The organism is Streptomyces viridiviolaceus, from assembly GCF_014650995.1.
Classification (GTDB): Bacteria; Actinomycetota; Actinomycetes; order Streptomycetales; family Streptomycetaceae; genus Streptomyces; species Streptomyces viridiviolaceus.
Window position 1 is genome coordinate 355,848 of sequence record NZ_BMWA01000003.1, and the last position, 21,186, is coordinate 377,033.

14 protein-coding genes and 1 pseudogene are annotated in these 21,186 nt (G+C 74.7%); 2 read left to right on the forward strand and 13 right to left on the reverse strand.

Annotated features, from left to right (window positions below; all coding sequences use genetic code 11):
- Positions 1 to 128: 128 nt before the first annotated feature.
- On the reverse strand, positions 129 to 533 hold the full coding sequence (locus IE260_RS05645; RefSeq protein ID WP_189869344.1) for a globin: 405 nt from the start codon (positions 531 to 533) through the stop codon (positions 129 to 131).
- A 106-nt stretch (positions 534 to 639) separates the two neighbouring features.
- On the opposite strand from IE260_RS05645, the pseudogene IE260_RS05650 reads away from it, so the two are divergent.
- A pseudogene (locus tag IE260_RS05650) lies at positions 640 to 1,619 on the forward strand (methyltransferase domain-containing protein).
- 3 nt (positions 1,620 to 1,622) lie between these two features.
- Here IE260_RS05650 and IE260_RS05655 read toward each other — a convergent pair.
- The 11 genes from IE260_RS05655 to IE260_RS05705 all read right to left on the reverse strand — a co-directional run bounded on the left by IE260_RS05655 (position 1,623) and on the right by IE260_RS05705 (position 17,305).
- Complete coding sequence (locus IE260_RS05655) at positions 1,623 to 2,906, reverse strand: FHA domain-containing protein (RefSeq protein WP_189869345.1); 1,284 nt, start codon at positions 2,904 to 2,906, stop codon at positions 1,623 to 1,625.
- A 69-nt stretch (positions 2,907 to 2,975) separates the two neighbouring features.
- The gene (locus IE260_RS05660; RefSeq protein WP_189869346.1) at positions 2,976 to 4,322 is read right to left on the reverse strand and encodes a vWA domain-containing protein; all 1,347 of its coding nucleotides are present in this window, start codon (positions 4,320 to 4,322) and stop codon (positions 2,976 to 2,978) included.
- A 112-nt stretch (positions 4,323 to 4,434) separates the two neighbouring features.
- Positions 4,435 to 5,790, reverse strand: coding sequence for a PP2C family protein-serine/threonine phosphatase (locus IE260_RS05665; protein WP_189869347.1), 1,356 nt, complete (start codon positions 5,788 to 5,790; stop codon positions 4,435 to 4,437).
- A gap of 3 nt (positions 5,791 to 5,793) precedes the next feature.
- A complete protein-coding gene (locus tag IE260_RS05670; RefSeq protein WP_189869348.1) occupies positions 5,794 to 8,436 on the reverse strand; it encodes a serine/threonine-protein kinase in 2,643 nt (880 codons plus the stop codon).
- A 22-nt stretch (positions 8,437 to 8,458) separates the two neighbouring features.
- Entirely contained in the window at positions 8,459 to 9,802 is a 1,344-nt protein-coding gene (locus tag IE260_RS05675; protein WP_189869349.1) for a hypothetical protein, read from the reverse strand.
- A gap of 58 nt (positions 9,803 to 9,860) precedes the next feature.
- Positions 9,861 to 10,910: a glutamate ABC transporter substrate-binding protein gene (locus tag IE260_RS05680; protein WP_189869350.1), complete on the reverse strand. Its 1,050-nt coding sequence runs from the start codon at positions 10,908 to 10,910 to the stop codon at positions 9,861 to 9,863.
- Between the two features lie 50 nt (positions 10,911 to 10,960).
- Positions 10,961 to 12,412, reverse strand: coding sequence for a GlnX family signal transduction membrane protein (locus IE260_RS05685; protein WP_189869351.1), 1,452 nt, complete (start codon positions 12,410 to 12,412; stop codon positions 10,961 to 10,963).
- A gap of 206 nt (positions 12,413 to 12,618) precedes the next feature.
- The gene (locus IE260_RS05690) at positions 12,619 to 13,590 is read right to left on the reverse strand and encodes an N-acetylglucosamine kinase (protein ID WP_189869352.1); all 972 of its coding nucleotides are present in this window, start codon (positions 13,588 to 13,590) and stop codon (positions 12,619 to 12,621) included.
- Complete coding sequence (locus tag IE260_RS05695) at positions 13,581 to 14,846, reverse strand: 6-phospho-beta-glucosidase (protein WP_189869353.1); 1,266 nt, start codon at positions 14,844 to 14,846, stop codon at positions 13,581 to 13,583. The genes IE260_RS05690 and IE260_RS05695 overlap by 10 nt, the downstream gene beginning before the upstream one ends.
- 4 nt (positions 14,847 to 14,850) lie before the next feature.
- Positions 14,851 to 16,083, reverse strand: a complete 1,233-nt coding sequence (locus IE260_RS05700) for an ROK family transcriptional regulator (protein ID WP_189869354.1) — start codon at positions 16,081 to 16,083, stop codon at positions 14,851 to 14,853.
- A 130-nt stretch (positions 16,084 to 16,213) separates the two neighbouring features.
- Complete coding sequence (locus IE260_RS05705; RefSeq protein ID WP_189869355.1) at positions 16,214 to 17,305, reverse strand: mechanosensitive ion channel family protein; 1,092 nt, start codon at positions 17,303 to 17,305, stop codon at positions 16,214 to 16,216.
- A 304-nt stretch (positions 17,306 to 17,609) separates the two neighbouring features.
- On the opposite strand from IE260_RS05705, the gene IE260_RS05710 reads away from it, so the two are divergent.
- Entirely contained in the window at positions 17,610 to 18,146 is a 537-nt protein-coding gene (locus IE260_RS05710; RefSeq protein WP_188179413.1) for an HNH endonuclease, read from the forward strand.
- A 135-nt stretch (positions 18,147 to 18,281) separates the two neighbouring features.
- Here IE260_RS05710 and IE260_RS05715 read toward each other — a convergent pair whose 3' ends face one another.
- Entirely contained in the window at positions 18,282 to 21,152 is a 2,871-nt protein-coding gene (locus IE260_RS05715; protein WP_189869356.1) for a glycoside hydrolase family 84 protein, read from the reverse strand.
- Between the last annotated feature and the right edge of the window lie 34 nt (positions 21,153 to 21,186).

Here is a 21,186-nt window from a genome sequence, read left to right on the forward strand (position 1 = left end):
CAGACCTCCGGGCGATGCTGTCAGAGGGGGCGCGGCAGGGGTAACCGCCCGAGGGGCGGACTTGACCGGATCGTGACCGGATTCCGGCGAGGGGCGACCGGAATCCGCGCATCACCCCAAGAGGATCATCAGTCCGGGGTGTTCACCATCGAGGCCGCCGCGTACGTCAGGTACTTCCACAGCGTCTGCTCGTGCTCCTCGGACAGGCCCAGCTCGTCGACGGCGACCCGCATGTGCTTCAGCCAGGCGTCGTGCGCCGCGCGGTCCACGGTGAAGGGGGCGTGGCGCATCCGCAGCCGGGGGTGGCCGCGGTTCTCGCTGTACGTCGTCGGCCCGCCCCAGTACTGCATCAGGAACAGCGCGAACCGCTCCTCGGCCGGACCGAGGTCCTCCTCGGGGTACATCGGCCGAAGCAGCGGGTCCTCGGCGACCCCCTGGTAGAAACGGTGGACGAGCCGGCGGAAGGTCTCCTCCCCGCCGACCTGCTCGTAGAAGGTCTGCTCCTGAAGCGTGCCGCGCCGAATCTCATTCACGTCCCCATGGTCTCAGACGCGGGGAACCAGGACTCGAGGCTTAGGACCACGCCCCGCGACCCGGGGGGTGCTCGCCTCGCGGCGGGAATCGCAGGACAGTGGAGGCATGGGCGGGCAGGATCCTGACACGCGGGGCGACGACCGGGCCGCGCTGGAGGACCTCGCCGCGTCGGCGCGGGCGGCGCTGGTGCGCGACATCGACCGGAGCGGGGCCTGGGCGGCCGACCCGGTCTGGCGGGAGGCGTTCGAGGCGGTCCCGCGCCACCTCTTCGTGCCGTACTACTACGTCGGCGTCGTCGGCGGCTACGAACGCCGCTGGGGCGAGCACCCCGACCCGGCGGCGCGCGAACGCTGGGTGCGCGGCGCGTACGCCGACACCCCGTTGGCCACCCGTCCAGCAGCCAGCCGTCCCTGATGGCGATGATGCTGACCGCGCTGGAGGTGGCGGACGGCGACCGGGTCCTGGAGATCGGCGCCGGCACCGGGTACAACGCCGCCCTGCTCGCCCACCGGCTCGGCGACGACGACCTGGTCACCACCGTCGACCTGGACCCGGAGATCACCGAGTCGGCCCGCCGGCACCTGGCCGCCGCCGGATACCACCCGGCCGTCGTCACCGGCGACGGCGCCCGCGGCGTACCAGGACGCGCGCCCTTCGACCGGATCATCGCCACCTGCACCCTGCGCGTGGTGCCGCGCGCCTGGCTCGCCCAGTGCCGCCCCGGCGGGCGCATCCTGATGCCGCTCGCCACCGGCCTGGTCGCACTGACCGTGCGCGACGCGGAGCACGCGGAGGGGCGCTTCCTGCACACGCCCGCCTACTTCGTGCCGCTGCGCGGCGCCGAACGCCGCGAGACGGAGGCACAGGGCCTGGGCGGGGTGCCGCAGCGGGCCCGCGGCGACGACCTGTTCCGGTTCCTGCTGGCGCTGACGCGCGGCAGCCTCGACCCGCAGGAGGCGTACGCGCTGTGGGAGCGCGAGAACGCCCCGCTGCGCGAGCGCTACGGCATCACCGTCAGCGGCGAACGGGCCTGGGCCTGGCTGGACGACCCCGAGGGCCCGTACGCCTGGCCCCTGACCGGTTAGGACTCAGCCCCGGCGGATCGTGATCGTCGTCCAGGCACCGACGTGGACCCGGTCGCCGTCCTGCAGCGGTACCGGCACGAAGGGCTGGATCGGCTCCTCGGAGCCGTTGACCGTGGTGCCGTTCGTCGAGTTCTGGTCGACGACCGCCCAGCTGCCGTCGGGCTGCTGCACCAGTACCGCGTGCTGGTGCGAGACGCCCGGGTCCTCCGGCGGCACCGACAGGTCGATGTCCGGGGTGTCGCCGGTGGAGTGCCGGCGGCGGCCGATGGTGATCTGGTTGCCGGTGAGCGTGCGCTGCTGCTCCGGCGAGTACGCGGGCAGGTTCAGGCCCGCGGCCTCGGGGCCGGAGCGCTGCATCATCGCCATGAAGTACTCGCGGTCCGGGCCGATCGTCGCCGTCCAGGTCGCGGGCCGCTGCGGCGCCTGCGGCTGCTGCGGGAAGCCGTGATTGGGCGGGGGCGGCGGGGCCTGGGTGGCACCGGGCTGCGGGTAGCCGTAGCCGCCGCCCGGCGCGGAACCGGGGCCGTTCGGACCGCCGGGGCCGCCGGCGGGTCCGGCGGACGACGGCGGGGAGAGCAGCCAGTCGTCGTCACCGCCGCCGAAGGACGGCCCGCCCGGCTGCGGCGGCCGGCCGGTCTCCTGCGGGAAGGCCGGCGGACCGGACGGCTGGAACGCCTGCGGAGCGCCCCCCGGGCCACCGGGACCCGGCGGGGGCGGAGGCGGGGTGGGCCCGGGCGGCGGCGGGACCGGACGCGACGGGTCGGCACCGAAGCCGGGCGGGGCCGGCGGACCGGAGGGACCGTTCGGACCGCCAGGGCCACCGGGGCCGCCCGGCCCCGAGGGCTCGCTGCCGAACGGCGGGATCGGCTCGGCGGGACGGTTCATCTGCGACGGGCGCGACCCCTGGTACTCGTACGAGTCACCGCCGCCGAACGACGGACCCGGCTGCTGCGGCTGCTGGAAGCGGACGCCCGGACCGGGCGCCGGCGGGCGCGGGGCGGCCGGGGTGTACGAGGTGGCGGTGTTGGTGAGGAAGTTCCACCGGCACTCCTCGCAGAACGGCGCACCGCCCTCCCGGGGCGTACGGCACTGCGGGCACAGCTGCGGCTCGGCGGCGGGGCCGCCGGGACCACCCGGGCCTCCGGGGCCGCCGGGCGGCGGGAAGCCGTAGCCACCGCCCGGGGGCGGCGGCGGGGGAGGCGGAGGGACGGCACCGGCCATGCGGTGACCGCAGACCTCGCACCAGTCGTCGGAACCCGACTGGTGTCCGTTCGGGCAGGTCGGCATGTGGGCGCTTCCCCCTCTTGCGGAGCTTGTCGCGTGCGTTGCTCTACGTCGGTTCTGGGTCGTACTAGGTCACTTCTTTACACGAACAGTCTTTGTCGACCGGGTTTCGAGAGTCATCTCGTCGGCCTCCTCGACCTTCGCCTTCAGTCGCACAGTACCTGCCGCCGCGTCGACCACGTCCACCACCTTCGCAAGCAGTTTCGCAGTATCCGCGTTTCCGGAGGCGCCGGCGAGCTGAACGGCTCGGCCCAGTTTGGCCGTTGCTCCGTCGATGTCTCCCGCTTTGCGCAGATCCAGCCCCTGTTGGATGACTTGTGCCAGTTCGGCCTGCCCGGTGTAGTGGGCGACCTGAGGGTTGATCGACGTGGAGGCGGCCATGTCGTCCGTCCACACGGCCCGTACGAGGCCCTGGGCGCCCAGGTTCTGCACGCTGCCCCCGGGCTCCGGGATGACCAGTGAGACGCGGGCGGCCAGCATCTCCTGGCCGATGCCCGCGGGCGGTACCTCCACACAGACGTGGTAGTCGCGGGACTCGTCCCCCCAGGACCCGGTGGGGTAGTCCCCGGCGCGCGGCCCCGCCTCGGTGCGGCGGTCGGTCAGCTCCTCGACCGTGGGCGCGACCTGCTTGACGAACTTCACCGTGGTGCCGACCGGGGTCCACAGGCGCAGGGCGACGTCCGCGACCTCCTTGCCCATGGCCGTCTCCATCATCTGCGTGAAGTCGGCGGCGAGCCCCGCGGGGTCGGCGACGATGTCGGCGCTGCCCAGCAGGGCGGAGGCGATTGCTGTGACTTCTTTCACTTCCCAGTCGGTGCCCACGCCCCGGGCGTCACAGGTGAAGCGCCCGGCGCACGCGTCCAGGGCCGCCTTCAGGTCCTCGGGCGACTCGTGCTCGTTGCGGCCGTCGGTGAGCAGGATGCCGTGCCGGATGGCGACGTCCGCCGACGACAGCAGCCGGTCCGCCAGCCGGAGCCAGGTGCCGATGGCCGTGCCGCCGCCCGCGCTGAGCTTGCGCAGGGCCTGCTTGGCCTGGTCGCGGGTGGTGCCGTCGGCCACCGCGAGCCGGCCGCCGCCCGGATAGACCTCCTTGGCCACGTGCGTGCCGCCGATCACCGCGAAGTGCACCCCGTCGCGCAGGGTGTCGATCGCGGCGGCCGTGGCGTCCCGGGCGTTGCGCATCTTCGTCGGCGGGTAGTCCATCGAGCCCGAGCAGTCGACCATGAGCGCCACCGCCGCCGACGGGCCCTGGCCGGGGGAGTACAGGTGGGGCGCGGCGACCGCGCTCCCGATCGTGCCGCCGCCGGTCGCGGTGACCGTCACGATCGCGTTGACCTCGGCCCCGCCCTCGGGCAGGTACTCGTTCTGGTAGACGTCCACCGAGAACTGAGGCACGTTCGACTTCGAGAAATTGGCCATGCCGGATCGCATCCCCCTCTACGTCCCCACAGCGGTGGGGTGATGGCTGATGGCGCGGACCGCCCCCTGCGGTCCGCGAGGCCGCCCCGTACCCGGAGCCGTGCGGGCGGCCTCAGGCCGATCCTGCCCCCTGCGGCGGGGCCGGGAACGGCAGGACGGCCACTGTTACGTTGTCGTGGCCGCCGCCGTCCAGGGCGTGGCCGACCAGCACCCGGGCGCTGTGCAGCGGGCGCACGGCGGCGTCGTGGGGGACGGCCTCGGCCATCTCCTCGGCCGACTCCGCGTAGTTCCACAGGCCGTCCGTGCACACCACCACCACACCCGGCCGGTCGGGTTTGAACGACGCGGTGTGCGGCTCCAGTTCGTAGGCGTCCGCACCGAGCCAGCCGGTGATGGCGTGGGCCCGCTCGTCGGCGTACGCCTCGGCCTCGCTCATCAGGCCCGCGGCGACCATCTGCGCGGCCCACGAGTCGTCCTCGGTGAGCCGGGCGGCGGGTGAACTCCGGTCCGCCGGGACCCAGTAGACGCGGCTGTCGCCGACCCAGCCGACGACCAGCAGGCCGGCGGTCACCACGGCCCCGACCAGCGTGCAGGCCGGGGCGTTCTGGTGCGGTGCGTGCTCGCGGGCCGTGGCGGGCTCCTCCGCCAGCGCGTTGACGGCGTGCGAGGCGGCGACGATCGCGTCGTGCATGGCCTGCTGCGGATGGGTGCCGCGCGGCAGGGCCGCGAGCAGGCACTCGCCGGCCGCCCGGGACGCGGCCAGGGAGGCGTCGTCCGGGCGGGTCGCCGAGGAAACGCCGTCGCAGACGATCGCCACGGCCGCGTGGGTGCCGTCGGGCAGGGCGGCGTGGCCGACGCTGAACGCGTCCTCGTTGCGGTGGTGACGCAGCCCGCGGTCGCTGACCGCGGCGACGGGACCGGACTCCTGCTCCATGTGGTCGCGTTCGCGGGGCTGGGCGTGACCGCAGTTCTCGCAGTAGCCGTCGTCGTCGACCCGGCCCGCGCGGCAGGCGACGCACACCTTGCCGGCCGGGGCCGGGGGCGCCGCGGGTGCCACCGGGGCGGCGGCCAGGCGCGGGTCGGGTGCCTGCAGCGGGTACTCGTCGGGCTCCTGCGGACGGTCGAACCGCACGCCGGCCGCGGCCGGCGGCGTGGACGGCACCGGCGGTGCCTCCGGACCGAGCGGGGAGCCGCCCGAGTCCGTGCCCGGCACGTCCGCCGGCGAGTGCGCCGGGACGGGCCGGCCCGAGCCGTCCGACTCCCGGGCGGCCGGCCAGTCCACGCCGTCCGGTGGCGACGACGGCGCCGGCACCGAGCCGTTCATGGCGATCGTCGGACTGTCCTCGGGCCGCGCCGGCACGGCGGACAGGTCGTATCCGCACGCACCGCAGAAACGGTCACCCGACTCGAGGGGTTCCTCGCAGCTCGGGCACTTCGACACAGCGGCCTGCTGGGGCATCTGCGACATCAACTACACCCACGTCCGGGGGCGGTAACGGTTGGCACGTTCCACCAGGTCGATCCTCTCCTCGCCGCCCCGCGCCAGCCGGGCCAGCGTGCGGTACGAACGCTCCAGGCCGAAGCGCAGGCCGCGTTCGTCCAGGCCGCTGCCGAGCAGCGTCCGTCCCCCGGCGGCGGGAGGGGCGGAACCCTGGCCCCCGGAGAGTACCCAGTCCAGCGCGCAGCCGAGGACTTCGGCCGACAGGCGCTCGCGCCGCGCCGGGTCCAGACCGTACACGTCCAGCGCTTCGACCTGCCGCGCGGCGGCGGTCAGATCGTCCAGGAACGGCGTGTCGGCCGCGGTCGCGGTCCGCTGCCTCAGCCGGGCGCGGACGGCCGCCACGCGTGCCGCCGTGTAGTGGATGGAGGACTCCGGCACCGACTCCAGCGTCCGTACGGCACCGCCCCGGTCGCCGCCCGCGAGCTGGACCCGGGCCAGGCCGAACGCGGCGCTCACATGGCTCGGGTCGGTCGACCACACCAGGCGGTAGTACTCGGCGGCGTTGTCGAGCTGACCCAGCACCTCCGCGCACAGGCCGAGCGCCAGCTTGGGCGCGATCTCGCCGGGGAAGGCGTCGTAGATCGCGTCGAACGCCAGCGCGGCGGCCTCGTGATCGCCGGTCACCAGCGCGGCCACGCCCCGGTACCAGACCACCCGCCAGTCGTCGGGCCGCTCTCCCTCCAGCGCCACCAGGGTGTCCAGTGCGTCCCGCGCGTCGCCCTGCTCCAGCCGGGCCCGGACCTGCCGCAGCCGCGTCTCGGTCGAGGGCGCCGGCGCGGCGGCCAGCGCACCGAGCAGTTCGCCCGGCGCGGACGCCATCAGGCCGGCCAGGAAACCCGCGTTGGGATCGGCGGGGTCGACATGGGGGACCGGCAGCGCGAGCGCGGCGGCGGAGGCGTCGACGGGCCGGACCAGGCCCGCGGTGCCGCCGGGCGCGGCTCCCGCGCCGACGGCGGGCGGAGTGGCGCCGGGGCCCGCGGCGCCCGGAAGCGCGGCGTTCGCGCCCGCGCCGACCGGCGACCCGCCGTTCGGGCCGACCGTGGTGCTCGCGCCCCCGCCGGCCGGAAGCGCACCCGGGGACGTCCCGGCGCCGCGGCGCCGCGTACGGACCGTCCGGGCCCCCAGCCGCGACACCTCTCCGTCCAACGCCGGGAACAACTCCGTGTCCGTGACCCGCACTTCGGGACCGAACAAGGTGGACAGCGCCGGCCGGGCACGGCCCGACTGCAGCGAGACCACCTCGCGCAGCACACCCGTCAGCTGCTCCGCCATCTCCTGCGCGGAGGCGAACCGGCGGGCCGGATCGGGATCGGTCGCCCGCACCAGCAGCCGGTAGAACGACTCGTACTGCCGGAAGACCTCGATGGTGTCGGGATCCGGCAGGGAGTCGGCGTACACGGTGGTGTAGCCCTGGAAGTCGAACGTCAGCACGGCGAGCGTGCGCCCGACCGTGTACAGGTCGGACGCCACCGACGGGCCGACGTCGGCGACCTCCGGCGCCTGGTAGCCCACCGTGCCGTAGATGGCCGACTCCTCGTCGTCCATCCGGCGCACCGCGCCCATGTCGATCAGCTTGAGCTGGTCCTCGGTCTGGATCGCGTTGTCGACCTTGAAGTCGCAGTACAGCAGGTTGCGGCTGTGCAGGTGGCCGAGCGCCTCCAGTGCCTCGATGCCGTAGGCGCACGCCTGCTCCACCGGCAGCGGGTCGCGCCGCCCCTCGGGGGTTCGCCGGCCGTTGGCTATCTCCTTCAGGGACTTGCCGCCGACGTACTCCATGACGATGTAGCCGTCGAGGGAGCCGGTGCGCTGGTCGAGGTGCTCGACGAAGTTGTAGATCCGCACGATGTTGGCGTGCTCGATCTCCGCGAGGAACCGGCGCTCCGAGATCGCCGCCGCCATCGCGTCCTGGTCGCCGGTGTCCAGCAGGCCCTTGAGGACCACCCAGCGGTCGGAGACCGCCCGGTCCACCGCGAGGTAGATCCAGCCGAGCCCGCCGTGCGCGAGACAACCCACGACCTCGTACTGGCCGTGCACGACGTCGCCGGCCTTCAGCTTCGGCACGAACGAGTACGGGTGGCCGCACTTGGTGCAGAAGCCCTCCGTGCGCCCCGGCCGCTCCCCGCGCGCCCGGCCGACCGGCGCCCCGCAGTCCGAGCGCGAGCAGAACCGCTTCCGCTCCGGCACCTCGGGGTTGTCCAGGACCATCGCGCGCGGGTCGGGCCGCGGGATCGCCGGGACCTCGACCAGGCCCGCGCCCAGCCGTCCCCGCGCGGAGGAACCGGCGGCGGAGCCCGAGCTGCGCACCGAGACCGAACGGCCCGTGGACCTGCCCGACAGGGACCGCGAGAGCCGCCCCGACACCGAGCGGCGCGACTTCGACGACTGCGACGACGTACGGGAACTGCGGCTGCTGGAGCGCGAGCTGCCGCTGCCGGCCGAACCGCGCGAGCCCCGGCCGCCGCCGGTGATGCCGGTCGGTGCCGAACCCACCATGCCGCCCGGCGAGACGACCGGCGCGAGCCCGCACGTGTCGCAGTACAGCTCGCCGCCGCCCACGTCCTCGTAGGTCCCGCCGCAGCCGGGACGCTGACACGTGCGCTGCTCCTGACTCATGACGCTGCCTCCCCCTCGTCGCTCATGCCCCGGGTCCCGTCCGGTCCGGCCGGTCCACCGGCCCGCCCTGGCCGGGCACGCGCGGGGCGGTGCCGAGCAGTTCCGCCGCCGCGTGCTGGTAGCGCAGCACGGCCTGCTCGGCGACGCGCAGGTCGCAGGGCGCGCTCCACAGCATGCGGCGCGCCTTCTCGTACTTCTCGACCAGCTCCGGATCCTCCGCGAAACCGAGCCGGGCGACCTTCGCCTTGTAGGCGTCCAGACGCCCGCGCAGCTCGGCGCGCACGGCGAGCGGCGCGGTGACCGCGGTCAGCGACTCGCGGGCGCGCAGCAGTTCGTCCTCCGCCTTCTGCTCCAGGGACTCCAGGAGCGGTGACAGGCGGTGCCACTGCGCGTGTCTGCGGTACTCGGCGGCCGTCGCCAGCTGCTCCTGCAGCACGGTCGGCGGTCCGCTGACGACCGGCACCTCCGTCGCGGCGATCTTCGCCAGCACCTCGCCGCGCGCGGTGCGGGCCTCGGCGAGCGTCCGGTCCGCGCGGGAGAGCACGTCCCGCAGCCGCACGATCCGCTGCTCGGCGTCCTGGCGTACGGCCAGCACGGCGTCGATCTCGCGGCGCACCTCCTCCAGGGCGCGCGCCTCCCGGTCGTACACCGTGGTGTCCGGACGGCCGCCGCCCGGCGCCGAGCTGCCCTCCGCGGGCAGCCAGAACGCCAGCGGGTCGGACACCACCCGCTCGCGCAGCTTCGTCAGCGTGCGCGTGATCCGCTCCAGGTCGTCGCCGGCCGGGTGCTCGCCGGGGCGGACGCCCACGGAGTGCGCGAGCCGGCGGGTGCGCTGCAGCTCGGCGGCGAGCAGGTCGATCCGGGCGGGCAGCGCCGACCACACCGCGTCGGCGGCGACCACGATGTCGAGGGAGGACGCGTACAGCTGGTTCATCCGCTCCACGAGCGTGACCAGCGAGTACCGCTCGCTCAGCCGGCCCGGACCGCCGTGCAGCGTCGGCGCGTTGGCCGTGGCCGCCGCGCTGCCGGCCACCGTCACCGACTCGCCGCGCAGCAGCTCGGTCAGCTCCACCAGGTCCTCGCGGCTGGACCAGCGGCGGCGGGCGCGGATCTCCCGGGCGGTGCGCAGCGCGCCCGTGTAGGCGTCGAAGTAGCTCCACAGCAGGGTGATCGACGCCTCCGCGGCGGACCAGCGCTCGCCGGTGACGCCCGTGAGGTCGGCTCCTTCGAGGAGCCTGCGGCCCGCGTGGTCCTGCAGGGCGAGGAGCGAGGTCTCGATCGCCTCGTGCTCCGCGCCGAGCCGCGCCAGCGCACGGTCCACCTCGTCCCGGTCCATCACCGGCCCGGTGGGTCCCGTGACGCCCATCGATCACCTCTCGCTTCCTCGGACTTGTGTGTGGTCTCTCTACTGCGGTGACGGGCCTTCAGCTCTTGCGCAGGTACTGCGGTGCCGGGGGCTCGGACTTCGCCGAGTCGTCGCCCAGTGTCGCCGACAGCCACTGCTCGTACGACGCCTGCCAGCCGTCCTCGGTGTCCTGGCGGAACTCCACCAGGATCTGGTTGACCCGGCGTACCAGATCGTCGGCGTCCTTCTTCATCGCCACGCCGTAGTACTCGGTGGTGAAGGCGTCGCCCTTCAGCTGGACCGTGGGGTCCTGCGCGGCCTGGCTCGCGGCGAGCGCGCCGTCGGTGACCACCGCGTCGACCTCGCCGAGCTGCAACCGCACCAGACAGTCCAGCTGGTTGGGGACGGTGGTGCGCAGATCGGCCGAGGCGACCAGCCTGCCGTCCTTCCGGTCCTGCTCCAGCGTGCTGAACGCCGTCGAACCCGTCGCCGTGCAGATCTCCTTGTCGGCCAGCGTGTCGTTGTACCCGGTGATCGGCGAGGACTTGGGCGCCAGCAGCTGCTGGCCGGTCCTGAAGTAGGGCGCGGAGAAGGCCACGTCCTGCAGGCGCGCGCAGTTGATGGTCATGGTGCGCACCACCATGTCGACCCTGCCGTCCTGGATCGCCGGGATGCGCTGGTCGGTGGGGATGGCCTTGAACTGCACGGCGTCAGGGTCGCCGAGTATGTCCTCCGCGATGCGGTGGACCAGGTCGATGTCGAAGCCCTCGAGTTCGGCGTCGCCGCCGCTGTTGGGGTCGCGGTAGCCCCAGCGGTAGCTGTTCTGGTCGACGCCGACGATCAGCTTGCGCTTCTCTCCCTCACGGCTCTTGATCTCGTCGATCGTGGGGCCGTCGGCCGGGGACGGGGACAGGGTCTGCTTCTCGGGGGCCGTGCACTCCTCCGCGGCGCGCGCCTGCTCGCCCCAGGTCGCGCCCGGGCCGCCGGTGTCCGGGCCGCCCTTGCCGCCGCCGTGCGACGGGGCCAGGGGCAGCAGCAGTACGAAGAGCACCGCGAGGGCGCAGACGACCGCCATCGCGCCCACACCGCCCCAGCCCTTCAGGCTGACCCGCAGACGTCGTGCATGCATCCTCACGCCCCCTCTCACCGGTACCCCTTCCCACCGGTACTCCGACTGTTTCACCGGTACTCCGACAGCCTGCGGCCGATGCCCAGCAGCACGCCGGCCGCGGCGAGGACGGCCAGGACGGCGGCGCCGACCGGCAGGCCGGTCATCGCGTCCCGCCCGTCACCGGCGGCCTGCCGGAACTCGTTCTCCTCGTGGCCGAGGGCGTCGGCGAGCGAGGCGTCGACGCCGTCGAAACACTCGACCGTGGCACCCTTGCCGCCGATCACCATGTCCAGCGCCTGCTGGTAGTTGCCGTTCTCGTCCTGCTCACGGGCCGAGGCGTGGCGCTTCTTCCACTCCGCCATGTTGCCGACCGCCGCCGTGACCGGCTGCTCGCCCGCCTTGTCGTCGGCCAGGCGCCGCGCCTCGGCCAGGCCCTTGTCGAGGGCGCCCATGTTCTTCTGGAAGTCGAAGTCGTAGGCGTCGTGCGTCTCGTCGCCCACCTTCTTGGTCTCCGCGCCGCGCGCCACCAGGGTGAGGTTCTCGTTGCCCCGGGCCTTGAGGGAGGCGATGCGGGCCTCGTGCAGCACGTTCAGGGAGCGCACGCCGTGGTCGTAGGAGTCGCCCAGGTTCGACCGGGCCACGCTGTGGCCGACGACGAGCCAGAGCAGGGCGACCGTGGCGGCCGCGGTGGCGGCGACCAGACCGTGGTTGAGGACGCGGTTGGTCCGCTGGTAGCTGCGGTACTGGGCCCAGGCCAGGGCCGCGAGCGCGAGGACGCCGAGGGCGATCGCGGCCCACGGGTAGGGCTCGGCGTCGCCGTAGTCGGCGCTCAGCCGCCGGTTCTCCGTGCTGTAGAGCCGTTCCGCCGCCGGGAGCATCTCCTTCTGCATCTTCTCGTTGGCGTAGCGCAGATAGGCGCCGCCGACCGGGAAGCCCTGGCGGTTGTAGGTGCGGGCCCGCTCGATCAGGCCCTTGTACTCGGGCAGGAGGCGGTTGAGCTCGGCTATGGTCGCGGCCGACGGGGAGTCGGCGTCGGAGTTGGCGGCGGCCCGCACCAGCTTTTCGGCGGCCGTGCGGATGCCCCGCTCGTAGCGGTCGCGGGAGGTCTCGGTCTCCTGGCCGCCGGCGAGGAACCCGCTGGACGCCGCGGTGTTGGCGTCGGCCAGGGAGCGGTAGATGTCGGCCGCGTCGGAACTGAGCGGCTGGCTGCGGCCCAGCACGTCGTCGGCCGCGGCGGCCCGGTCGGTCGTCTGCCAGGCGGTGACGGCGCCGAAGGCGACGACGAGCAGGGCGAGCAGGGCCCCGATGATGCGCAGCCGGCCGGGTTCGGTGGTGGCCGCCGCGCGCAGCCGGTCCACGCCCTCGGCGAACGCGGTGCGGCGGGGCTGCGGGGGCGGGGACGCGGCGGGCACGCCCGCGCCGGCCCGCTGGTGCGGCAGGGGCTGCGGCGGCACGGCGGGCAGGGTGGGCGCGCCGGCGCCCGCCGGTGGTGCCGCGCTGCTCTTCGGCGGTTGAGTCACTGCCGACCTCCCCCATGGTCATCCGTCGCCGCAAGTATCGCTGCCAGCACCGGCATTCGCACCGGCCTTCACCCGATCTTGATCCGATCCGGCGCCACTCCCCCCGCTCCCGGCTTGGCCCGAGAGGGGGCGACCCCCATCACCCCTGCCCATGAACACGCCACCGGAACCGGTTCGGTTCCCCGGACGGCGCGACGGGCGGGAACTCAGGCGTCGAAGTGCTCCCGCACCCGCGCATGGGCCTCGGGGGCCGCACCCGTACGGTCCAGACCCAGCAGTGCCGCGCCCAGCACGGGCCGCGCCGTCACCACCCGCGGCACGGCCAGGGGGGCGCGGTCGGCGAGCAACCGGCGTACGCGGTCGTCGAGTCGGGGGTGCCGGGCGGCCAGGACGCTGCCGCCCAGGAGGACCGGGGTCTCCTCGGCCAGCAGGTCCAGCCGGGTCAGTGCGACGGTGGCCATGGCCACCACCTCGTCGGCCTGCCGGTCGACGATCGCACGGGCCACCCCGTCGCCGTCCGCGGCCGTGGCGAACAGGACCGGGGCCAGCTCGTGGCGCCGGGCCGAACCGATCCGTCCGAGGTGCAGGGCCTCGATGAGCGCGTACATGGAATCGAGCCCGAAGTGGGCGGGCAGGGCGCGGGCCAGCTCCGTCGGCTCCCCCCGGCCGTCCTCCGCCCGGGCCGCGTGCCACAGCGCCTCCTCGGCCAGCCCCCAGCCGCCGCCCCAGTCGCCGGAGAGGCGGCCCAGGGCCGGGAAGCGGGCGGTACGGCCGTCGGGGCGCATGCCGACGCAGTTCACGCCGGCGCCGCAGACGACGGCGACCCCGCGCGGCTCGGCCACCCCGGCCCGCAGGACGGCGAACGTGTCGTTGCGCACGTCCACGCTCCGGCCCCACGCGCGCGCGTGCAGGGCGGCGGCCAGCTGCTCCTCCTCCACGGGCAGGTCGGCGTTGGCCAGGCACGCCGAGACGTGGTCGACGGAGCCGACGCCGGCCGCGGCGAGGGCGCGCGTCACCGCGTCGGCGAGGGCGTCCACCGCCCGCTCCACGCCCACGGCGGGCGGACGGAAGCCGCCGCCGCGGGCCGTGGCGAGGACGTCCCCGCCGGCCGTCACGACGGCCACGTCGGTCTTGCTGTTGCCCGCGTCGACGGCGAGGACACTCGCGGTCAGGCCCACGCCAGGTGCTCCTGGTTGTGCGCGATCAGCAGGTCGGTGAGCCGGTCGGCCAACGCGTACTGGCCGACGAGCGGGTGGGCGAGCAGGGCCCGGAACACGCGGTCGCGCCCGCCGTGCAGGGCGGCCCGCAGGGCCAGGTCCTCGTACGCGGTGACGTTCGCCATCAGGCCCGCGTACAGCGGGTCCACGGCCGGTACGGGCAGCGCGGTGGCGCCCTTGCGGCCCACCGCCGCCGGCACCTCGATGACCGCGTCGTCGGGGAGGAAGGGCAGCGTGCCCCGGTTGCTGGTGTTCACCACCTGGTAGGGGGAGCCCTGGCCGCCGAGCAGGGCCGCCGCCAGGTCCACGGCCGCCTCCGAGTAGTAGGCCCCGCCCCGCCTGGCCAGCAGCGCGGGCTTCTCGTCCAGGGCCGGATCGCCGTACATCGTCAGCAGCTCCCGTTCCATCGCCGCCACTTCCGCGGCCCGTGACGGCTTGGTGCGTGACTCCTCCACGACCTCGTCGTGCGCGTAGTAGTAGCGCAGGTAGTAGGAGGGGACGACGCCCAGGCGGTCCAGGAGCGGGCGGGGCAGGCGGAGGTCTGCGGCGATGGTGTCGCCGTGTCCGGCCAGCAGCCCCGGCAGGACGTCCTCGCCCTCGGGTCCGCCCAGGCGGACGCCGGTCTCCCAGGTGAGGTGGTTCAGGCCCACGTGGTCCAGGTGGACCTCGCCGGGCGCCACGCCGAGCAGCGCGGCGAACTTGCGCTGCAGCCCGATGGCCACGTTGCACAGGCCGACCGCCCGGTGGCCGGCCTGCAGCAGCGCGCGGGTCACGATGCCGACCGGGTTGGTGAAGTCGATGATCCAGGCGTCCGGATTGGCCCGCCGGATCCGCTCGGCGATGTCCAGGACCACGGGCACCGTGCGCAGGGCCTTGGCCAGGCCGCCCGCGCCGGTCGTCTCCTGGCCCACGCAGCCGCACTCCAGCGGCCAGGTCTCGTCCCGCTCGCGGGCCGCCTGGCCGCCGACGCGGAGCTGGAGGAGGACGGCGTCGGCGCCGTCCACGGCCGCGTCCAGGTCACCGGTCGTGACGACACGGCCGTCGTGGCCCTGCTTGGCGAAGATGCGGCGGGCCAGTCCGCCCACCAGCTCCAGCCGGTCGGCGGCCGGATCGGCGAGGACCAGTTCCTCGACGGGCAGCGTGTCCCGCAACCGGGCGAAGCCGTCGACGAGTTCGGGCGTGTAGGTCGAACCGCCGCCGACCACGGTGAGTTTCATGTCGTCAGCCCTTTCGAGGTCGGGTCTCGCGCGAGGTGTCGAAGACCTCGTCGCGGGTGGTCGCGAGCGCGCTCTCCAGCGCACCGCGCAGGACGGGGTCCTCGGTCACGGAACCGACGACGAGCCGGGGCCGGGAGGCGGCCAGCTCCGCCAGCTCCTCCTGCACGAGGGCGCGCAGCGCCTCGCCGCCGGCGGCGAGCGCGGCGCCGCTGAGGACGACGAGTTCGGGGTCCAGGACGGAGACCAGCGAGGCCAGGCCGGTGGCCAGACGGGTGGCGTACGTCCGGAGGAGCCGGCGGTGCGGATCGTCCCCGGCCCGCGCCGCCCGGGCGAGGAGGGCGGCGGCGGCCTCGGCGTAGGGGCCGGTGGGGATCGGTCCGACGCCGAGCTGCCGGGCGAGGACGGGGACGGCCTGGGCACCGGCCAGCTCCTGGTAGCCGCCGCTGCCCGTCCGGGCGACCTGGCGGACCAGCGGGGCGCCCGGCACGGGCAGGAAGCCGACCTCGCCGGCACCGCCGGTGAAGCCGCGGTGCAGCCGGCCGCCGAGGACCAGGGCGGCGCCCAGGCCCTCCTGGTTCCACAGCAGGACGAAGTCCTCGTGACCGCGGGCCGCGCCGAGGCGCTGCTCGGCCACGGCGGCGAGGTTGACGTCGTTCTCGTACTCGACCGGCATCGGCAGGGCGGCGGCGAGGTCGCCGAGCAGGCCGGGGGAGTGCCAGCCGGGCAGGTGGGAGGCGTAGCGCAGCCGGCCGGTGCCCGGGTCGAAGGCGCCCGGGGTGCCGATGACGAGGCGGCGGACGTCGGCGCGGGCCAGCCCGGCCGCCTCCACCGCGCCGTCGAGGGCGCCGGTGACCTGCCGGACGACGGAGGTGCCGGCGCCGCTGCCGGGCGTGGGCGTCTCGTGGCGGCCGACCGTGCGGCCGGTGACGTCGGCGACGGCGGCGACGATACGGCCCGGGCGGACGTCCAGACCGGCGGCGTACGCGGCGGCCGGGTTGACCTCGTACAGCTGGGCGCCCGGTCCGGGCCTGCCCTCCGTGGTGCCGCCGGCCAGCACGAGCCCGGCCGCCTCCAGGCGGGCGAGCAGCTGCGAGGCGGTCGGCTTCGACAGGCCGGTGAGTTCGCCGATCCGGGTGCGCGACAGCGGTCCGTGCTCCTGCAAGAGGTCCAGGGCGGCGCGGTCGTTCATGGCGCGCAGGACGCGCGGGGTGCCCGGCGTACCGGCGGTTCCTGCCATGTGTCCGCCAACTGTTAGGAAGGTTTCCTGTCGGCTGAGAAACGTAGGCCCCCGGGAAGGAGCCGTCAAGAGGGACCGCCCCCGAGGCGACGGGGTCGTCACCGCGGGGGCGGAAGAAGGGCGCTGCCGGCTACTTCGTCGTGCTCGGCGGACTGATCGGCGAGGCCGCGAGCGACTGCGGGGACGTGGAGCTCGCGTAGGCCGACGGGGCCGCGACCCCGGCGGCCGGGTCGGCAGCGGCGGCCTCCTCCACGGGCAGCGGGACGCCGCCGACGATCGGGATGTCGGCCGCGTCGAAGGCGCGCTTGATGCGCCAGCGCAGCTCGCGCTCGACGGTGAGGGACTTGCCGGGCATGGTCTTCGCCGAGACGCGGACCACCATGGAGTCCAGCAGGACCGAGTCCAGGCCGAGCACCTCGATCGGGCCCCACAGGAGCTCGTTCCAGGGCTCCTCCTTGCCCATCCGCTCGCCGACCGCGTCGATGGCCTTCTTCACCTTGTCCAGGTCCTCGTCGGAGCGGACCGTCACGTCCACGCCGGCCGTCGACCAGCCCTGGGAGAGGTTGCCGATCCGCTTGACCTCGCCGTTGCGGACGTACCAGATCTCGCCGTTGTCGCCGCGCAGCTTGGTCACGCGCAGACCGACCTCGATGACCTCGCCGGAGGCCACGCCCGCGTCGATGCTGTCGCCGACGCCGTACTGGTCCTCCAGGATCATGAAGACACCGGAGAGGAAGTCGGTGACCAGGTTGCGGGCGCCGAAACCGATGGCCACGCCCGCGACGCCGGCGGAGGCCAGCAGCGGGGCCAGGTTGATCTGGAACGTGGCGAGGACCATCAGGGCCGCGGTGCCCAGGATCACGAAGCTGGCCACCGAGCGCAGGACCGACCCGATGGCCTGGGAGCGCTGCCGGCGGCGCTCGGCGTTGACGAGGAGCCCGCCCAGCGCGGTGCCGTCGACCGCCTGGACCGTGCGGTTCATGCGGTCGATCAGCTTGGTGATCGCCCGCCGCACCACCGCCCTGAGCACCGCGGCTATGACCACGATCAGCAGCACCCGCAGCCCGATGGCGAGCCACGTCGACCAGTTCTCCTCGACCCAGCTCGCGGCGTTCGTCGCGCTCTCCTGGGCGTCCTGGAACGTGGGCACCGTCGGAGCCGTCGGTGAGGGTGACGGCGACGAACCGGCGGCGGCCGGCAGGACGGCGGCGGACAGGGACACGGCGGATACCTCCAGTGCACAGCGGTCCGCCCCCCGGACCGGACCGAGGCCACGGAAGGATCACCGGAGGGACGGAATCACCACACTAACGGGGCACCATGTGCGGATCCGTGTGAAGTTCACAGGAGAGACGGTGCTCACCCGTGCTTGAACTGGTCACGGTCCGGGGGATCCATCAGATGTGGTCGAAAACACTCCCAGCCCGTTACCGGGAGATGGTGGCGCTTCCACCAGGCATGAGGGGAGACTGACTGCAGATCGTCCCGGCGCGAGCCACGCGCCGCCGACGCCCAAGGAGGCACCCGTGCCGCATGTCCTGGTCCTCAACGCGTCGTACGAGCCGCTCGGCGTCGTACCGCTCCGCCGCGCGCTCGTCCTCGTCCTCGAGAACAAGGCCGTGTGCCTCGAGGAGTCCGGCGCCTATCTGCACAGCGCGACCGTCACAGTCCCCGCACCCAGCGTGGTCCGGCTCAAGCGATTCGTGCGGGTTCCCTACCGGGGGCCCGTTCCTCTGACCCGGCGGGCGCTCTTCGCGCGCGACGGGGGCCGGTGCATGTACTGCGGTGGCGTCGCAACCAGCGTCGACCACGTCATCCCGCGCAGCCGCGGGGGCAAGCACGTCTGGGACAACGTGGTGGCGTCCTGCCGCCGCTGCAACCACGTCAAGGCCGACCGGCACCTCGTCGAGCTGGGCTGGCGGCTGCGCCACAAACCCGCCCCGCCCACCGGTCTGGCCTGGCGCATCATCGGCACCGGCCACAGGGACCCGCGCTGGCTGCCGTACTTGCAGCCCTACGGCGCGGACGACGCCCTGGCCCGGATCGACGGCATCTCCGCCTGACGGTCCGGGCCTTTGCGCACCCCGCTCCCCGCGGGCACCGGGGCCGACCGGCCGGAGGGCGGGGTCCGCGTACGGACGGGACCGGCCGACGCTCTCGCGCCGGCCGGTCCCGGGTCCTCGGAGCCGGCCCGCAACTCACTCCGCCACGGCGTACGCCTCCACCGACCACAGTGAGTACCCGTACCGCGTGGCCCGCTCGTCGCCCTGCACCCGGACGTACCGCACGTCCCGCTCGTCCATCCGCACGGCCTCCCGACCGCCCCGCCCGTCCCGCACGGACGCCGCCGTACGCCACCGGCGGCCGTCCGCCGAGACCTGGACGCGGTACGCGGACGCATACGCGTCCTGCCAGCGCAGCACGACCTGCCCCAGCCGCACCGGCCGCTCCAGCTCCACCTGCCACCAGGCGCCGTCGTCGGCCGGGGACGACCAGCGCGTCTCCGGGCCGCCGTCGTTCGCCGCCGACGCCGGGAAGTCGGGCGTCTCGTCGGCCGAGGAGCTCGCCGTACCGGCGCGGGCCAGGTCGGGCCCGGCGGTGCGGGGGAAGGCGCGGACCGTCAGCGCCCGGGACGCCTCCCCGAACGCCAGCCGGACGGTGTACGACCGCGACGGCGTTCCCGGCGCCACGGTCACCTCCAGTGGAACGTCCACCTCCTGGCCGCGCGGCAGGGTCAGCCGGCCCTCGGGCAGCCGGACCTGCACGCCCTCGGGGGCCTTCGCCGTGAGCGTGCCCCGCACGTCGGACGGCCGCAGCGAGCCGAGCCGGGCCGACAGCCGTTCGGTGCCGCCGATCTCGGCATCCGTCCGCGTGCGCGTCAGCTCCAGCGACGCGTCGGCCGGGCCGGCGAACCACGGGACCAGGTGCCGCACCCGGGAGGAGTCCGGGCCCGTGACACGGACGGCGTCGGCGTCCCGGCGCACGGTGAGCTCGGTGGCGCCGCTCGCCGCCAGCGCGCCGACGCGCCGCCAGCCCGCGCCCGGCACGCGGATATCGACGTCCCCGCGGGTGCCGGGATCCGCCAGCACCGTCACCGTGTCCAGCGAGCGGGCGCGCGCGAAGGGGACCGTACGGCCGTCCGCCGCGCCGCCCGCGCCCACGGCCGGCGCGCGGTCCAGGCCCGCCCACGCCTCGTACGCCTTCTGCGCCCGCCGCAGGAACGGGTCGAGCACGCCCTTGCCGACCGTCACCCTGGCCGACCCCAGCCGGTCGCGCAGCCGGCCGAGGTCCCGGTACGCCGTCCAGGCCGCCGCCGCGTCGCCGGCGCGCTGGGCGCCGAGCATGTCGAGTGCCGTGGTGCCGGCCTCGCCGTAGCGGGCGAGCTGCTCGGACCAGGGGGCCACCTCGGCGGCCAGCCCGTCCCGCGCCAGTCGCCCGGGCACCTCGCTCAGCAGCGCGAACTCCTTCCGCAGCCGGCCCGCCGCCCGGTCGCCGGTGGTGGCCCGCTCACGCCAGAACGCCTCGATCAGCGGGCGCAGGTACGCCGACTCCTCGGGGTCCAGGACCGAGGACGCGTCGTTGCCCGCCAGCGCCGTCAGCGCCTCCTCGCGGCGCTCGTCGTCGCCCGCGAGGTCGTCGATCGCGGCCCGCCAGGACTCCTGGGGGCGGTAGGCGCGCGGGTTCCAGGCGTAGTCGGCGGCGGTGAACAGCGGGATCCGGGACGCCTCGGGCTGCTCCATCGCGTTGGCGAGCAGCGCGGCCGAGCCGGTGGCGACCGCCGGTTCGCGGCCCTGGTAGGGCCCGAGGAAGAGGCGGCCCGGGGCGTAGTCGTTGACGGGATAGTTGTCCAGCGTCACCAGCCGGTGCCCGAACACCTCCCGGGCCTCGGACAGTTCACGCCCCGTGATGGTCCGGGGCACCACGCCCACACCGGTCCACGCCACCTGCACGCTCCCGTCCAGCGCGCTCGCCAGCGTCCGGCGGTAGGCGGTCGACCCGTCCTGGTAGTACTCGGTCGGCATCACCGTCAGCTCGGCGGTGCCCGGGTACCGGGCGGCCAGATGACGGGCCACCGCGTTCGCCACCCGGGCGTGCGCCCGCGCCGCCGCCGCGGGGCCGGACCCGAACCGCTCCGCGTCCGCGTCGCAGTGCCACTCGCTGTAGCTGACGTCCTGGAACTGCAGCTGGAAGGCGCGGAAGCCCAGCGCCCGCATCGCGTCCAGTTTGCGCGTCAGCGCCCGCACGTCCGCGTCCGAGGAGAAGCACATCGCCTGCCCCGGCGAGACCGCCCAGCCGAGCGTGACGTGGTTGCGGCGGGCCCGTTCGGCCAGCTCCCGGAACTGCGCCCGCTGCCCGGCCGGGTAGGGCTCGCGCCAGCGGGCCTGCCGGTAGAGGTCGTCGCCCGGGGCGTACAGGTACCGGTTCTGCTTGGTGCGCCCCAGGAAGTCCAGCTGCGCGAGCCGTTCCCGGTGCGTCCAGGGGGTTCCGTAGAAGCCCTCCGTGACACCGCGTACGGCGGTGCCGGGCCAGTCGCGGACCACCACGGCCCGGATCGTCCCGTCGTCCGGGCGGACCAGCTGACGCAGTGTCTGCACGGCGTGGAACAGGCCGTCGGTGCCGGCTCCGGCGAGCGTGACGGTGCCGCGCCCGACTGCGAGGCGGTAGCCGCCCGAGGGCAGACCCTTCCGGGAGCCGCCGCCGGGTTCCTCCGTCACGGCGCGCACCACCAGCGCGCCCGCGGGCGGCCGGTCGCCGGCGGCCAGGTCCGTGATCCGGCGTGCCCCGGCCTGCCGCAGCAGGGCGCGCAGGGCCTGAACGGCGTACGGGTCGGCCGTCGGGTCGGCGGCCAGGGCGACCTCGTCGGTGACGGGTACCGGGTCGCCGTTCGTCCGCAGGGACTGCGGACGCGGCCAGACCGCCGTCCCGCCGTCGGCCCGGCCGGGTGAGGGGGGCGCGGTGTCGGGGGTCGGCGCGGCCACCGCGGCGGGGGCGCCGCCCAGTGTTCCCAGGCTTCCGGCGAGGACGGCCAACGCGAGGGCGGCCGCCCTGTTCCTGCGCCGTGGCTGCACGGGTTTCCTCCTGCTCGCCCTGTGTCCGTGTCGG